This window comes from Nonomuraea sp. NPDC052634 (genome assembly GCF_040678535.1).
Lineage (GTDB): Bacteria > Actinomycetota > Actinomycetes > Streptosporangiales > Streptosporangiaceae > Nonomuraea > Nonomuraea fastidiosa.
Genome location: NZ_JBFATY010000001.1, coordinates 2,794,604 through 2,809,391, shown reverse-complemented (window position 1 = coordinate 2,809,391; position 14,788 = coordinate 2,794,604). Strand labels below are relative to the sequence as shown.

At 71.2% G+C, this 14,788-nt stretch carries 9 protein-coding genes; 5 read left to right on the top strand and 4 right to left on the bottom strand.

Annotation, left to right across the window (positions count from 1 at the left end):
• Positions 1-63 precede the first annotated feature (63 nt).
• A complete protein-coding gene (locus AB0K67_RS12480) occupies positions 64-759 on the bottom strand; it encodes a GntR family transcriptional regulator (RefSeq protein ID WP_364057248.1) in 696 nt (231 codons plus the stop codon).
• A 744-nt stretch (positions 760-1,503) separates the two neighbouring features.
• Positions 1,504-6,240 carry a DEAD/DEAH box helicase gene (locus AB0K67_RS12475; protein WP_364057245.1) on the bottom strand — a complete coding sequence of 1,579 codons (4,737 nt, stop codon included), beginning with the start codon at positions 6,238-6,240 and terminating at the stop codon, positions 1,504-1,506.
• A gap of 91 nt (positions 6,241-6,331) precedes the next feature.
• Between AB0K67_RS12475 and AB0K67_RS12470 the strand changes: the two genes are divergently transcribed.
• Positions 6,332-6,820, top strand: coding sequence for a VOC family protein (locus tag AB0K67_RS12470; RefSeq protein WP_364057242.1), 489 nt, complete (start codon positions 6,332-6,334; stop codon positions 6,818-6,820).
• A 190-nt stretch (positions 6,821-7,010) separates the two neighbouring features.
• On the opposite strand, the gene AB0K67_RS12465 is transcribed toward AB0K67_RS12470, so the two are convergent.
• The gene (locus AB0K67_RS12465) at positions 7,011-7,205 is read right to left on the bottom strand and encodes a hypothetical protein (RefSeq protein ID WP_364057239.1); all 195 of its coding nucleotides are present in this window, start codon (positions 7,203-7,205) and stop codon (positions 7,011-7,013) included.
• A gap of 44 nt (positions 7,206-7,249) precedes the next feature.
• Here AB0K67_RS12465 and AB0K67_RS12460 point away from each other — a divergent pair, with 44 nt between their 5' ends.
• Positions 7,250-7,444 (top strand): DUF3046 domain-containing protein, encoded by a 195-nt coding sequence (locus AB0K67_RS12460; protein WP_364057236.1) that lies wholly within the window; start codon positions 7,250-7,252, stop codon positions 7,442-7,444.
• A gap of 31 nt (positions 7,445-7,475) precedes the next feature.
• Here AB0K67_RS12460 and AB0K67_RS12455 read toward each other — a convergent pair whose 3' ends face one another.
• Complete coding sequence (locus AB0K67_RS12455) at positions 7,476-7,757, bottom strand: hypothetical protein (RefSeq protein ID WP_364057233.1); 282 nt, start codon at positions 7,755-7,757, stop codon at positions 7,476-7,478.
• An 838-nt stretch (positions 7,758-8,595) separates the two neighbouring features.
• Between AB0K67_RS12455 and recA the strand changes: the two genes are divergently transcribed.
• The 3 genes from recA (at position 8,596) to rny (ending at position 14,776) form a co-directional block, all read left to right on the top strand.
• A complete protein-coding gene (recA, locus tag AB0K67_RS12450; RefSeq protein ID WP_364057230.1) occupies positions 8,596-9,684 on the top strand; it encodes a recombinase RecA in 1,089 nt (362 codons plus the stop codon).
• 1,925 nt (positions 9,685-11,609) lie between these two features.
• Positions 11,610-12,152 carry a recombination regulator RecX gene (gene recX, locus AB0K67_RS12445; RefSeq protein ID WP_364057227.1) on the top strand — a complete coding sequence of 181 codons (543 nt, stop codon included), beginning with the start codon at positions 11,610-11,612 and terminating at the stop codon, positions 12,150-12,152.
• Positions 12,153-13,159: 1,007 nt separating this feature from the next.
• A complete protein-coding gene (gene rny / locus AB0K67_RS12440) occupies positions 13,160-14,776 on the top strand; it encodes a ribonuclease Y (RefSeq protein WP_364057224.1) in 1,617 nt (538 codons plus the stop codon).
• Positions 14,777-14,788: the final 12 nt, after the last annotated feature.

Here is a 14,788-nt window from a genome sequence, read left to right as displayed (position 1 = left end):
CTGTATACAAGGTCTGACGTTTCAATGGTGTTTCGGGACCCTATGTCGTTATCTGAGCGTTTCCTAATCGTTTGGGGGCTTTGGCTGGCGATCGTGGCCCGGCTTGCGGCCCGCCGCCGCCAGGAACGACCGCCGCGCCGCCGCCACGTGGGCGACCGCGCGCGCCTGCGCCTCGTCCTCGTCGCCCGCCTCGATGGCCTCGCACAGGCTCAGGTGCTCCTGCCATGAGTGCGGGCCGCGCACGGCGGCCGTCTGGCTGAAGACCCACTGCGCACGCTGCAGCATCGGCGTCATCATCAGCGCCAGGTACGAGTTGCCCGCCGCCTCGCCGACCGCCAGGTGGAAGGCGGTGTTCAGGTCGGCCACCTGCTCCAGGCGGCCGCTCTCCACCGCCTCTTTGGCCTGGTCGAGCACCTGGCGCAGCCGGGCGACCGCCTCGGGGGTGCGCTTGCGCGCGGCCAGCCGCGCGGCCAGGCCCTCGATCGCCATGCGCACGTCGAAGAGCTCCTCGCCCTCCTCGGCCGACAGGCGCGCGACCGTGGCGCCGAGCCGGGGGACGACCTCGATGAACCCCTCGGCGGCCAGGACTCTGATGGACTCGCGTACGGGGTTGCGCGAGACGCCGAGCGCGGCGGCCAGCCGGTCCTCGACCAGTCGCTCACCCTGAGCCAGCTCGCCGGAGAGAATGCGGCGGCGAAGCTCTCCGGTGACCTTGTCGCGCAAGGTCCGGTGGGCCGCGCCCAGCGTCAGATCAGTCATAGGGGAACTTATCGTATACAACGGACAGATTCGCTTGACCCGGTCTTGATGGCGCGCTGCCGCCAGGGCGCCGTGCGGCGCCGCCGCGCCGCGGCTGTGGCAGCCCCGGCCGGCTGGCTGCCGGACGGCGCGCCTGCCGGTCGGTGTGCCGGACGACGCGCCTGCCTGCCGGTGCGCCTCCCGGTCGGGTGCCGGACGATGCGCCTGCCTGCCGGTGCGCCTGCCGGTCGGTGCCGGATGGCGCGCCTGCGATCGGCGAGCTCGCCGCTCAGCGCTCTGCGCGCCGGCCGCTCGGCGCTTCAAGCCCGAAGTCACGCAAAGCCCATCATCTACCACTTTCGCCCCACCAAACCACACTCAGGTTCCGCCTGAGGAAAGTCCGCCGTCCGCCGTCTGGTGTCTGGCGGCTGCGTGGCTCGGTGCGTGCGGCGATGGCACGCGGTCGTGGGCGACAGCGGTGGTGACAGCGACGGCGACCAGGCACGGCCGGCAGTCCTCGCCGTGCGCTGCGACCGCCACCGGTCCGGCGTAGCCCTCCTACCTCGCTGTATACGACGCCTTGCGTACAGCGCCGCTACGCCTTCCGCCTCGGGCAGCCGCCGCTGCTGGGCCCTGCTACGCGCTGTGGCCCCGCGCCTCGTCGCGTGCTGCGGCTGCGACAGCTCCTCGTCTCAGGCGTCCCCGGACGACCAGCGGCCTCCACACCCTTCGGGCGGGAGTGGTGCGCGGCTTCGCCGGCAGAGGTCAGGCGCGGAGACGGAGGCCGCGCGGGGTGGGGTGGAAGCCGGCCTCTTCCAGGGCGGCCGCCAGCGGGGAGTCGACGATGCTCGTCCCGTCGGCGCGTTCGACGGTCAGCTTGCCCAGCGCCCCGTCGCGTACGGCCAGAGCCAGCGCGTCCACAGCAGGCCGCAGCCGCTCGCCGTCGGTGAACGACAGCAGCGTCTTGCCGCCGCGCTCGACGTACAGCACCAAGTGACCGTCCACGAGCACGACCAGCGACCCGGCCTTCCTGCCCGGCTTGTGCGAGACCTCCCCGGGATGCGGTGGCCAGGGGAGCGCGGCGCCGTACGGGCTGGCCGGGTCGGCGGCGGCCAGCACCACGGCCCGCCGCCCCCGCCCGTCACCGTCGGCCGCCCGCCCCTCAGGCGAGCCCGCACTCGGTGACATGGCGCGCATCCGGTCCACCGCCCCGGGCAGCGCGAACTGGGCGCCCCCGAGCCCTTCGACGAAGTAGCCGCGCCGGCACCGCCCGCTCTCCTCGTACGCCCGCAACACCTGATAAACGGGCGTGAACCCGCCGGGCAGCCGCTCGGACGTCACCGCCCCGCGCGTCACCACGCCGTGCCGCTCCAGCAGCACCTCGGCCTGCGCGTGCGCCCGCTGGGTGGCGTCGGCGGCCGGCGGCGGCAGCAGCCACCACCGCCCCGCCACGGTCGGCGGCCCGCTCCTGCTCGGCAGCACGGCCCTGCGCCGCCGCGTGGTGGCGGGCCGGTGCGCGGGCCGCCCGGTGCCGAGCGTGGCCCGCAGCGGCGCGAGCGTGTCGCCCGAGACGCGCCCGGCCCACACGAGGTCCCACAGCGCCGATGCGAGCGTGCCGTCGTCGAGCGAGCCGAGCCGGTCGGAGATGTCGCGGAAGAACAGCGCCCCGCCACCGCCCAGCAGCTCCAGGATCCGCTCGTGGAGCGGGGTCATCGTGATCTCGGCGGGCTCGGGCATCAGCAGCGGCGCGGTGTCGGCGAAGTAGAGCGACACCCAGCCGTCGCCGCCGGGCAGCGACCCCTGGCCGACCCACATGACGTCGCCCGACGAGGTCAGCTCGTCGAGCAGAGCCGGGTGATAGCCGGGCACCCGCGACGGCAGCACCAGCGTCTCCAGCGCGGATGCGGGGACGGCGGCGCCCTGGAGTTGTTCGATGGAGCGTACGAGCGCGTCCATGGCACGGGCGGAGCCGATGGCGCCGGGCGCGGTCTCGGCGGCGGCGGTGATGCCGTGCCAGGCGGGCAGGAACCGGGCGAGCGTCTCCGGCGCGACCGGCTCGACCTCCTTGCGCAGCCGGGCCAGCGACCTGCGGCGCAGCAGCCGCAGCACGCCCGCGTCGCACCACTCCTCGCCCCGCCCGCCGGGCCGGAACTCCCCGCTCACGACCCGCCCCGACGCCGCGAGCCGCCGCAGCGCGTCGGTCACCACGGCGACGCCGAGACCGAACCTGGCCGCGGCCGTGGAGGCGTGGAAGGGGCCGCGCGTGCGGGCGTGCCTGGCCAGCAGGTCGGCCAGCGGGTCGGTCACCGGCTCGAGGAACGCGTGCGGCACCCCGACCGGCGGCGGGACGCCGAGCGCGTCGCGCATGCGGGCGGTGTCCTCGATGGCCGCCCACTGCTCCTCGCCGGCGACCCGCACCCGGATCGCCCGCCTGGCGCGTTCGAGCTCATCGAGCCATGCCGGGTCGCCGCCGCGCACGCTCACGTCGGGCGCGAGCAGCGGACCGTGCGAGCGCAGCAGATCGGCGAGGTCCTCGATGTCGCGCAGCGGCCGGTCGAGCCTGGCCAGCTCGCGTTCGGTGTCGGAGATGACGTCGGGGTCGAGCAGCTCGCGCAGGTCGGCCTGGCCGAGCAGCTCCGCGAGCAGCGTGGTGTCGAGCGCCAGTGCCTGAGCGCGGCGTTCGGCGAGCGGCGCGTCGCCCTCGTACATGAACGCGCCGATGTAGTGGAACAGCAGCGAGGTGGCGAACGGCGAGGCCTGCGAGGTCTCCACCTCCACCACCCGCACCCGGCGGGCGGCGATGTCGCGCATGAGCTGCACCAGCCCCGGCACGTCGAAGACGTCCTGGAGGCATTCGCGCATGGTCTCCAGCACGATCGGGAACGAGGCGTACTGCGATGCCACGCCCAGCAGATGCGCGGCCCGCTGCCGCTGCTGCCACAGCGGGCTGCGCCGGCCCGGCGTGCGGCGCGGCAGCAGCAGCGCCCGGCCCGCGCACTCCCTGAACCGGGAGGCGAACAGCGCCGAGCCGCCCAGCTCCTCGGTGACGATCTGCTCGATCTCCTCGGCGTCGAACGCCGCCACGTCGGTGGGCGGCTCGGCCAGCGTGTCGGGGATGCGCAGTACGATGCCATCGTCGGAGTGGACGGCCTGCACGTCGATGCCGTAGCGCTCGCGCAGCCGCCGGTTGATCGCCAGCGCCCACGGGGCGTGCACCCGCGCGCCGTAGGGGGAGTGGATCACCACCCGCCAGTCGCCCAGCTCGTCGTGGAAGCGCTCGACCACCAAGGTGCGGTCGTCGGGGACGTAGCCGGTGGCCTCGCGCTGCTCACGGAGGTAGGCGAGCAGGTTGCCCGCGGCGTATTCGTCGAGGCCGGCCGCGCGCAGGCGTTCGGTCGAGTCGTCCTTCGCCTGCTCGCGCAGGAACTCCCCGATCGCCCGGCCCAGCTCGGCAGGACGCCCCGGTGCGTCGCCGTGCCAGAACGGCAGCTTGCCCGGCTGCCCCGGCGCGGGCGAGACCAGCACCCGGTCGGCGGTGATGTCCTCGATGCGCCACGAGGTCGCGCCCAGCACGAACACGTCACCGACCCGCGACTCGTAGACCATCTCCTCGTCCAGCTCGCCCACCCGGGAGCCGCGCTCGCCCACCAGGAACACGCCGAACAGGCCACGGTCGGGGATCGTGCCGCCGTTGGTGACCGCGAGCCGCTGCGCGCCGGGACGGCCCTGGAGCGTGCCGGTGACGCGGTCCCACACGATGCGCGGGCGCAGCTCGGCGAACTCCTCGCTCGGATAGCGCCCCGCCAGCATGTCGAGCGTGGCCTCAAGGGCACTCCTCGGCAGCGTCGCGTAGGGGGCGGCCCGCTTGACCACGCGCTCCAGCTCGTCGACCGTCCACTCGTCGAGCGCGGTCATCGCCACGATCTGCTGCGCCAGCACGTCGAGCGGATTACGCGGATAGCGCAGCTCCTCGATGAGGCCGTTCTTCATACGCTCGGCGACCACCGCCGTCTGCACCAGATCGCCGCGGTATTTGGGGAAGATGACGCCCTTGGACACCGCGCCCACCTGGTGTCCGGCCCGTCCGATGCGCTGCAGGCCGCTGGCCACGCTCGGCGGCGCCTCCACGCACGCCACCAGGTCCACCGAGCCCATGTCGATGCCCAGCTCCAGGCTGGACGTGGCGACCACGGCGGGCAGCCGGCCCGACTTCAGCGCCTCCTCGATCTGCGCCCGCTCCTCCTTGGAGACCGAGCCGTGGTGCGCGCGTACGATCTCCGACGCCGCGCCCTTGCTCGCCCCGGCCTGCGCCATCAGGTCGGCGGGCATGCGCTTGGGCGGCTGCGAAGGCTCCGGGGTCTTCACCTGACCCGCTGAGGTCTTCCTAGAACCCGCCGGGGTTGTGTCCGGGCCCGCCGGGGTTGTGTCCGGCCCTGCCGGGGTCTCCTCTGAGCCGGCCCGAGTCTCCTCTGGGCCGGCCCGGGTCTCCCAGATCGACAAATCGACGGTATCCGGGCCGTTTTCGCGTTCGTACGCCAGCTCGTTGAGCCGCGTGCACAGCCGCTCGGCCAGCCGCCGCGAGTTGGCGAACACGATGGTGGAGCTGTGGGACTCGATCAGGTCGAACAACCGGTCCTCGACGTGGGGCCAGATCGACCGGTTGCCCGGCTCGGGCGCGAACTCCTCGCCCTCCACCTGGCTCCTCGGGCGCGTCTCCATCTCCGTCATGTCCTCGACAGGGACGACGACCTCGACCTCGATGCGCTTGTCCGCGGGCGGCTGCACCACCGTGGCCGGGCGCGTGCCGCCCAGGAACGTCGCCACCTCGCTCACCGGGCGTACCGTCGCCGACAGCCCCACCCGCTGCGCCGGCTTGTCGAGCAGCGCGTCGAGCCGCTCCAGCGTCAGCGCCAGATGCGCGCCGCGCTTGGTGCCCGCGACCGCGTGCACCTCGTCGACGATCACGGTCTCCACGCCGCGCAACGCCTCCCGCGCCTGGCTCGTGAGCAGCAGGAACAGCGACTCCGGCGTGGTGATGAGGATGTCGGACGGCCGTGATGCGAACCGCCTGCGGTCTTCCGCCGGGGTGTCGCCCGAGCGGATCGCCACCGAGATCTCCGGCACCGGAAGGCCGAGCCGCCGCGCCGTCTGCTTCAGCCCGGCCAGCGGGGCGCGCAGGTTGCGCTCGACGTCGACGGCCAGCGCCTTGAGCGGCGAGACGTAGACGACCCGCGTACCGGCAGGCCGCTTCTCCTTCGGTTGCTTCTTCGGGGAGCGCGTCGCGTCGAGATCTCGCGTCGCTTCGAGGTCGCGTGCGGCGAGCCGGTCGAGCGACCACAGGAACGCCGCCAGCGTCTTCCCCGACCCCGTGGGCGCCACGACGAGCGTGTTGTCGCCACGCGAGATCGACTCCCACGCCCCCTCCTGCGCGGCCGTGGGGGCTTGGAAGGCTCCGGTGAACCATTCCCTGGTCACCTGGCTGAACTGGGCTAGCGAGCTCACCTGCCCATACTGCCTCGCGCCACCGACAGAAAACGCATGTCGCTTCGCGGCGTGACGGTTGGGTGCGGGCCCTGGCGGACATACAGCGACCGTGACCATCGACTACGCGGCCATCGAAGCCCGCCGTGCGGAAATACGCGAGCGTTACCTGTTAGCGCACCGGCCATCGAGCAGCGCACGCGGCCTGCACCACGTGGCGCTGCTCTCGTCCGACGTCGAACGGACCATCAAGTTCTACCAGGAGCTTCTGGAGTTCCCGCTCACCGAGATCTTCGAGAACCGCGACTACAAGGGCTCCAACCACTTCTTCTTCGACATCGGCAACGGCAACCTGCTGGCCTTCTTCGACTTTCCGGGGCTCGACCTGGGGCCGTACCGGGAAGTGCTCGGCGGGCTGCACCACATCGCGATCTCCGTCGATCCCGCCACATGGGAACGGCTGCGCGGGAAGCTCGAGATGGCCGGCGTGCCGCACCAGATCGAAAGCGGCGCCTCCATTTACTTCAGGGACCCCGACGGCGCCCGGCTGGAGCTGCTCGCCGACCCTCTCGGTGAGATGTACGGCGCGCGGGTGATGTGACTCGCGCGGGTGACACGCCAGCCTCGTACGGGTGACACGCCAGCCTCGTACGGGTGACGCGGCCAGCCTCGTACGGGTGATGCGGCTAGCGCGGGTGACGCGGCCAGTCTCGCGCGGGTGACGCGGCCAGCGTCGCACGGGTGATGCCGCTAACGCGGGTGACGCGGCCAGTGCCGCGCAGGTGATGTGGCTAGCGCCGCGACGGCCTGCGCGCCCTCGGCTTGCCCGCACGCGGCGCCTGCCTGATGCCGGCGTGCCGCTCGGCGCGCGCGGCCTTCTCCTTCTGTACGACCTGCCGCAGCATCGCTAACAGGCGGCGGCGTTTCGCCCTGTTGGCCTTCGTCTTGGCGGTCTTCGGGGGTGAAGACTTGGGGGTCTTTGGCATGAGGATGTCGTACCCACCCCAGAGGCGCTTCCATACTTGAGTGCATGCGCCTGACCGAGTTCTGGAGACGGATGAACGCCCACTTCGGCGAGACGTACGCCGAGTCGTGGGCCCGCGACTACGTCCTGGCCCCGCTGGGCGGTCGCACCGTCATGCAGGCGCTGGCCGAGGGCGAGAGCGCCAAGACGGTGTGGCGCGCGGTCTGCCAGGTGGAGGACGTCTCGCCGAAGCTCCGCTGACCGGTCACTCCGTGCCGGGCCGGGGTGCGTCTCACTCCGTGCCGGGCTGCGGCGCGTCGAGCGTACGGCGCAGCGCGACGCACGTGCCGTACAGATCATCGGCCGCCCCCTGACCGCCCGGCGACCAGAGGAACTGCCAGCCCCGGTTCGACGGGGTGGCGAAGACGAGCGTCCTGCGGCCCGTATGCGGATGCCACACCCAGAGCACCGGATCGTCGCCTCCGACCATCCGGCTGACCAGACCGTGGGCGGGCAACAGGTCGGCGAGGGCCTGAAGATGAGCGCGCCGTTCCCCGGTGTAGCCGCTCGCCACGTGCGCCTCCAACCGTCGCCGTTGCAGTGAGTCTCCCCAGCTCAGCCGCCGATCAACATGCGGGACGGCATCATCGGCGGGTGATCCGTACGCGGGAGTCGCGGCGTGGGCGGCCCGTGATCGCAACGTCACCGCACGCTGAGACCGCCACCCGTTTTCCGCTACGCCCGCTCGTTCAGGACGCTCATTGCTCCCGCTACGTTCACCCCTTCGAGGCGTCCATTTCTTCCGGTACGTCCCCTTCGGTCGCGCCCGCCTCAGCGGCTGGGCCCGCCACCGCGGCTGGGCCTGTCCTGTCTGGACGCCCGCCCTATCGCAAGGGCCCTCGATCCCGCAGAGGCCGGATGTCCCAAGGGCGCCATCCGCGTCATCGGAGGCGCGCCCGACCCCACGGAGAGCCGCCTGACCCCCACGAAAAGCCAGTACGTGCACAGAACGGATAGGCCGCGCCTCCGCATGCCGAGCGAGGGACGAAGGGGACGAGGGAGGACGGGGAGAGGCCGGGCGGGAAGCCAGGGGAGAAGCAGGGAGAGAAACCAGAGCAGAGTCTGGAGAGAACCCGGAGCAGGGACCGGGAGGAAGACCAGGGCCAGGGGCCGGGAAACAGGCCAGGGCCAGGGGTCGGGAGGGAAACAGACCAGGGGCCAGGGGTCGGGAGTGAAACCACCAGGGGAGAGGTCACCTGCGTGTTCCTGCGTGTTCCTGCTGTGATCGAACAGCCGTTCGGCTACGATGGACGAAGCCGGGCCACGTCTTCCCCGACTGCGTCGAAAATGTCGGTGGCAGGCCGTAGCTTTCACTCGACTGATCGGACCACGACCCTCCAGGGGGAGTTCCCATGGCTATCAACGACCGCGAGAAGGCCCTCGAGACCGCCCTCGCTCAGATCGAGCGGCAGTTCGGCAAGGGCTCTGTCATGAGGCTGGGCGACGACGCCCGAGCTCCCATCGAGGTGATCCCCACTGGGTCCATCTCCCTGGACGTCGCCCTCGGCATCGGCGGTCTGCCGCGCGGGCGCATCGTGGAGATCTACGGCCCCGAGTCGTCGGGTAAGACCACGATCGCCCTGCACGCGGTGGCCAACGCCCAGCGCGCCGGGGGCATCGCCGCGTTCATCGACGCCGAGCACGCGCTCGACCCCGAATACGCCAAGAAGCTCGGGGTCGACACCGACGCCCTGCTGGTGTCCCAGCCCGACACGGGTGAGCAGGCGCTCGAGATCGCCGACATGCTGATCAGGTCCGGCGCGGTCGACATCATCGTCGTCGACTCCGTGGCCGCCCTGGTGCCCAAGGCCGAGATCGAGGGCGAGATGGGCGACAGCCACGTCGGTCTCCAGGCCCGCCTGATGTCGCAGGCGCTGCGCAAGATCGCCGGCGCGCTCAGCAGCACCGGCACCACCGCCATCTTCATCAACCAGCTCCGCGAGAAGATCGGCGTCATGTTCGGCAGCCCCGAGACCACGACCGGTGGTAAGGCGCTGAAGTTCTACGCCTCGGTCCGCATGGACATCCGGCGCATCGAGACCCTCAAGGACGGCACGGAGGCGGTCGGCAACCGCACCCGGGTCAAGATTGTCAAGAACAAGATGGCCCCGCCCTTCCGGGTCGCCGACTTCGACATCCTCTACGGCGTGGGCATCTCCCGCGAGGGCGGCCTCATCGACATGGGTGTGGAGCACGGCTTCGTCCGCAAGTCCGGCGCCTGGTACACGTACGAGGGCGAGCAGCTCGGCCAGGGCAAGGAGAACGCTCGCAACTTCCTGCGCAACCACCCCGACATGGCCAACGAGATCGAGAAGAAGATCAAGGACAAGCTGGGTGTGGGCCCGCGCCTCGACGCTCCCGCCGAGACCGCTGCTCCGGCTCCGGCCGCCGCCTCCTCGGGCCGCGGCTCCAAGTCCACTCCCAAGCCGGGTGACGTCTGAGCGTCGGCCGCATGAGCAACACCGACCGGCCACAGGTGCCCCGTACACCGGATCGGGGCGCCTGGCCCGACCCCTCCTCCCGCCGCCGTGACCTGGCCCGCTCAGCCACGGACGGCTGGCCGTCGGTAGCCGAATGGCGCGAACAGCGCGCCCGCCAACGCGCCCACGAAACCCCATCAGCAGAGAAGGAACCAGCACCACCGGCGAACCCGGCAGAGAACCCTCCCGAAAGCCCAGCGGCGAGGGTCCTCACGGGAGACGCTCCGAACCCGGCCACAGGGAGCCGCAAGAAGGACACCTCCGCAACGGCCGACTCCGCGCAGCCCGAGTTCGTGCAAGCCGAGTCCGTGCAGGCCGAGTTTGCGCAGGCCCTCTCCGTGCAGGCCGTCCCACAGCCGTCGGCTGACGGCACCAGGCGTCGTGCGGAGGCCGAACCGCCTGCGGATGTGCCTGAGAGCAGTGCAGACGAGGACTGGCGGGGCGCCCGAGGTGACGACCGGCGGGGCGCCCGAGGTGACGGTCAGCCGGGCCTTTATGGCGAGGACTGGCGGGGCACTCGAGGTGACGACCGGCGGGGCCTTTATGGCGAGGACTGGCGAGCTTCCCTAGGCGGGGACTGGCGGGACTCCCGAGACGCGGATCGGCGAGGCTCTCACACCGCCGGCATTCCGCCAGAGCCGCCCTCCAAGGCCCCACACCCGTTCTTCCAGCACAGCGAAGGATCGAACTTCACAACGGCTCAGGACGGCGACGAGGTCCGTCCAGAGCGTTCACAGCAGCGCCGCCCGGCGGATGAATGGCACTCGGAGGTGCTCGCCGGTCCGAGCTGGTTCGCTCCCGTCCCTGACGAGGGCGACTCGCGACGGCGAGGCCGAGCACGCCGCGGCGGTGGTTCCGGCAGTGCGTCCGGCGACCGTTCCAGCCGATTCGGTACGCCGTCCGCAGAGCCCCCGGCAGGCGGCCGATCCCGCAAGGGCCGCAGCCGCCCGCCCACCGACCCCGGGCGGATCGACGCCGAGCCCGCCCCCTTCGGCGGCGAGTCCGGCCGGCCCGACGAAGGACGTGACTCTTCGGACGGGGCGCACCACTCGGTCGGTGGAGCAGCCGGTTCCGGGGACGAGGAGCGCGATTCGCTCGCGGGGACAATCGGTCCCTTGCATGGGGAGCACGAGCCAGGCGGTGGCGGGCGTGCTCAGCTCGGCGGCGAGCCTGACTGGCCCGGCGAAGGGCGTGGCTCTTCACGCGGGAAGCGTGACTCGTCAGGTGGCGGGCGTCGTTCCTCAGGTGAGGAGCGGGGCTCGTTCGGTGACGGGCGTGCTTCTTCGAGTGGGGAGCGTGGCTCGTTCAGCGCGGAGAGCGGGCTGTTCGGTGAGGGCTCAGAGTCCTCCAGGCAGGACACCGGGTCGTTTGGTGGGGGCGCAGGGGCTTCCAGGCAGGGCACCGGGCTGTTTGGTGGGGGCGCAGAGGTCTCCGGAGAGGGCACCGGGCCGTTCGGTGGGGACGCAGGGCCTTTCGGGCGAGACACAGGGTCGTTCGGTGATGGCGCAGGGGCCTCCGTGCAGGAAACCGGGGTGTTCGGTGGCGGCGCAGGGGCCTTCGAGGAGGATGCCGGGCCGTTCGGCGAGGGAGACGGGTCGTTCCGCGAGGGGGCCGTGCGGCGCGGACGGAAGGGCGGTCGCTACGGGAGGAAGTCCCGCGGAAGCGGCACCCAGGACCGAGGCTGGTCGCCTGATGGGTCCGATGATGACAGTGGGGCCGGCCCAGGTTTCCGGCGCCAAGGTCGGCGTAGGGGGTGGTCGCCTGAGGGGGCCGACGACGACGGTCAGGTTGGCTCAGGGCAGCGTCGGGGATGGTCGCCTAAGGGGTCCGACGCTGACGGTGGGGCCGGCTCAGGGGAGCGGCGCCGAGGGCGGCGTCGGGGATGGTTGCCTGACGGGCCGGACGACGACAGCCCGGCAGGCACCGGGCCGCACGCGGATCCGGAGGCAGTGGCGCGGGCCATCTGCCTGCGGCTGCTCACCATCGCCCCCAAGACCCGTGCCCAGCTCGCGGACGCCCTGCGCAAACGGGACGTGCCGGAGGAGGCCGCGGAGGCGGTGCTCAGCCGCTTCTCCGAGTTGGGGCTGATCAACGACGAGGCGTTCGCGGCGGCGTGGGTCGACTCGCGTCACCACGGCCGTGGGCTGGCCAAGCGCGCGCTGGCGGCCGAGCTGCGACAGCGGGGCGTGGACAGCGACACGGTCAGCGAGGCCGTAGAGCGTCTCGACCCCGAGCAGGAGGTGGAGACCGCCCGGCGGCTCGTCGAACGCAAGCTCGCCTCCACCCGCTCGCTCGACCCGCAGAAGCGCACCCGCCGCCTGGCCGGCATGCTGGCCCGCAAGGGCTACCCCTCAGGCCTCGCCTACCGCGTCATCCGCGAAGCCCTCGAACAGGAGGGCATCGAGATGGACGAAGAGTTCCCGTCGTAAGCAGGCCGGCCGCGACGCTTAGGGGCCACCGGAGCACGTAGTCGTGCATCGGAGTGCGTGGTCGCGTCGTGTCTTGCTGTCGGTTCGGGCGCGTCGGCGGTTGTGCTGCCTCTTGCTGTCGGTTCGGGCGGTTTGGCGGTGGTGTTGCGTCTTGTCGTCGGTTCGGGCGGTTTGGCGGTGGTGTTGCGTCTTGTCGTCGGTTTGAGCGGTTCGGTGGTTGCGTAGCGTCTTGCCGTTGATTCGGGTGGATCAGCGGTGGTGTTGCGTCTTGCTGTCGGGTTGAGCGGTTTGGCGGTGGTGTCGCGTCTTATCGTCGATTCGGGCGGCTCTGTGGTCGTATCGTGCCTCGTCGCCGACTCACGTGGCTCCGTCTTGGCCAGGCGGGGTTACGAAGTCTCACCGTGGATTCCGGGCTTCCGGTCTTATGCGGTCGGGGTTGAGGGGCCTGATTCTCAGGCGGTGTGAGGTGCTGGGACCGTTGAGTTCCGGCTTTGCAGGTGCGGTTACGGGCCTCGCGTGTGCGGTCTTCACAGATTGACGGTGTTTTGGGCGTTGGGTGGTTGAAAGGCGCGGGTGGGGGTGGGGTGCACGGTTCGGGTTTTCGTGGTGTGCCGGGTTCTAGGTTCGCGTGCGTGGCCTTCGGCGTGGCTCGCGGGGCTTGGTGTGGTGGCTCTGTGAGGCGTCGGGGGTGGGGTGTGCGGGCGGGGCTCGTAAGACACGCTTGATGCCGCGTTTGCTTGCTCGTGACCTGTTCGACGCATAACCTCGACGGCAGTGAGGAGTTACTCCGCGCAGCGCGGATTGCCATACCGGTGAACGACGGACGAACGAGCAGGGTTGATCGAGGCAGGCGAGGTGTCGGCCGCGGGGGTCGGCGCCCGGTCGGCCGTGTCTTGGCCTCGATCGTGGCGATGGTGCCGACCTGGCGATCCGCGGCGCGCCTGTGACCCCTCCTGTTTTGTGGCCGCGTTATGAGTTCCTGACGACGCGAGGAGGGCGGGGCGCACATGGGGCCGCTGGTCGTGGTGCTGATGGTGGCGGTGCTCGTGCTCGCGTTCGGCATGGTGGGGGCGCTCCTCGTCGTCGTACGGCGCACATCGGCCGTTGTGCCGCGCGCCGCTGAGCCTGACCCCGCGCAGATGGAGGCCGTGCAGCAGGAGCTGGAGCAGGCACGCGAGCAGGCAAGGGAGATTCGCAGCAAGGCGGAGAGCGACGCCGAGGAGATCCTGCGCAGGTCGGAGGCGGCGGCCGAGAGCGCCGCGCAGATGCGGCGGGAGGTCGAGGAGGAGAGCCGGATACTCAAGTCCGAGCTCAAGGAGCTGCGCGCCGACCTCGAACGCCGCGAGGCCCGCCTGGCCGAGCGGGAGCAGCGGCTGGACGAGGAGGCCAGGCGGCAGGCCGAGCGGGACAGGAAGCTGGCCGAGACGGAGATCGAGCTGGCCGACCGCCGCGAGGAGCTGCTGCAGGTCGAGGAGGAACGCCGCCGCATCCTCGAGCGGGTGGCCGGGTTGACGAGCGAGCAGGCCAAGGCCGAGCTGGTCAAAGAGATCGAGAACCAGGCCAAGCGTGAGGCGGCGCTCATCGTCAGGGAGATCGAGGGGCAGGCGCGCAAAGAGGGCGAGAAGCGCGCCACGAAGATCATCACGCTGGCCGTTCAGCGGCTGGCGGCGGAGCAGACGGCCGAGTCGGTCGTCAGCGTGCTGCACCTTCCCGGCGACGAGATGAAGGGCCGCATCATCGGGCGCGAGGGCCGTAACATCCGCGCGTTCGAGTCCACGACCGGGGTCAATCTGATCATCGACGACACCCCGGAAGCGGTGCTGCTGTCGTGTTTCGACCCGGTACGCCGGGAGACCGCCCGGCTGACGCTGGAGAAGCTGGTGCTCGACGGGCGCATCCACCCGCAGCGCATCGAGGAGGCCCACGACCGCAGCCGCCAGGAGGTGCAGGACCTGTGCGCGCGGGCCGGCGAGGACGCCCTGGTCGAGCTGGGCATCACCGACATGCACCCGGAGCTGACGCTGCTGCTCGGGCAGTTGCGCTACCGCACCTCCTACGGTCAGAACGTGCTCAAGCACCTCATCGAGTCGGCCCACATCGCCGGCATCATGGCGGCCGAGCTGAAGCTGGACCAGGCGCTGGTGAAGCGCTGCGCGCTGCTGCACGACATCGGCAAGGCGCTCACCCACGAGGTCGAGGGCAGCCATGCGCTGATCGGAGCCGAGATCGCCCGCCGCTACGGCGAGGACGAGGAGGTGGTGCACGCCATCGAGGCGCACCACAACGAGGTCGAGGTCCGTACGGTCGAGGCGGTGCTCACGCAGGCCGCCGACGCGATCAGCGGCAGCCGCCCCGGCGCCAGGCGGGAGTCGCTGGAGGCGTACGTCAAGCGGCTTGAGCGCCTGGAGGAGATCGCGCAGTCGTACGAGGGCGTGGAGAAGGTGTTCGCCATGCAGGCCGGGCGGGAGATCCGGGTGATGGTCAAGCCCGACGCCATCGACGACATCCAGGCCCAGGTGATCGCCAGGGACGTGGCCAAGCAGGTGGAGGAGGAGCTCACGTACCCGGGGCAGATCCGCATCACCGTGGTGAGGGAGTCGCGGGCGACCGAGTTCGCCCGCTAGACCTCATTCCTG

Excerpts from the sequence above, each read along its gene's own strand:
- AB0K67_RS12480 (WP_364057248.1), bottom strand. The coding sequence starts at position 759 with ATGACTGATCTGACGCTGGGCGCGGCCCACCGGACCTTGCGCGACAAG.
- AB0K67_RS12465 (WP_364057239.1), bottom strand. The coding sequence starts at position 7,205 with ATGCCAAAGACCCCCAAGTCTTCACCCCCGAAGACCGCCAAGACGAAG.
- AB0K67_RS12460 (WP_364057236.1), top strand. The coding sequence starts at position 7,250 with ATGCGCCTGACCGAGTTCTGGAGACGGATGAACGCCCACTTCGGCGAG.
- recA (WP_364057230.1), top strand. The coding sequence starts at position 8,596 with ATGGCTATCAACGACCGCGAGAAGGCCCTCGAGACCGCCCTCGCTCAG.
- rny (WP_364057224.1), top strand. The coding sequence starts at position 13,160 with ATGGGGCCGCTGGTCGTGGTGCTGATGGTGGCGGTGCTCGTGCTCGCG.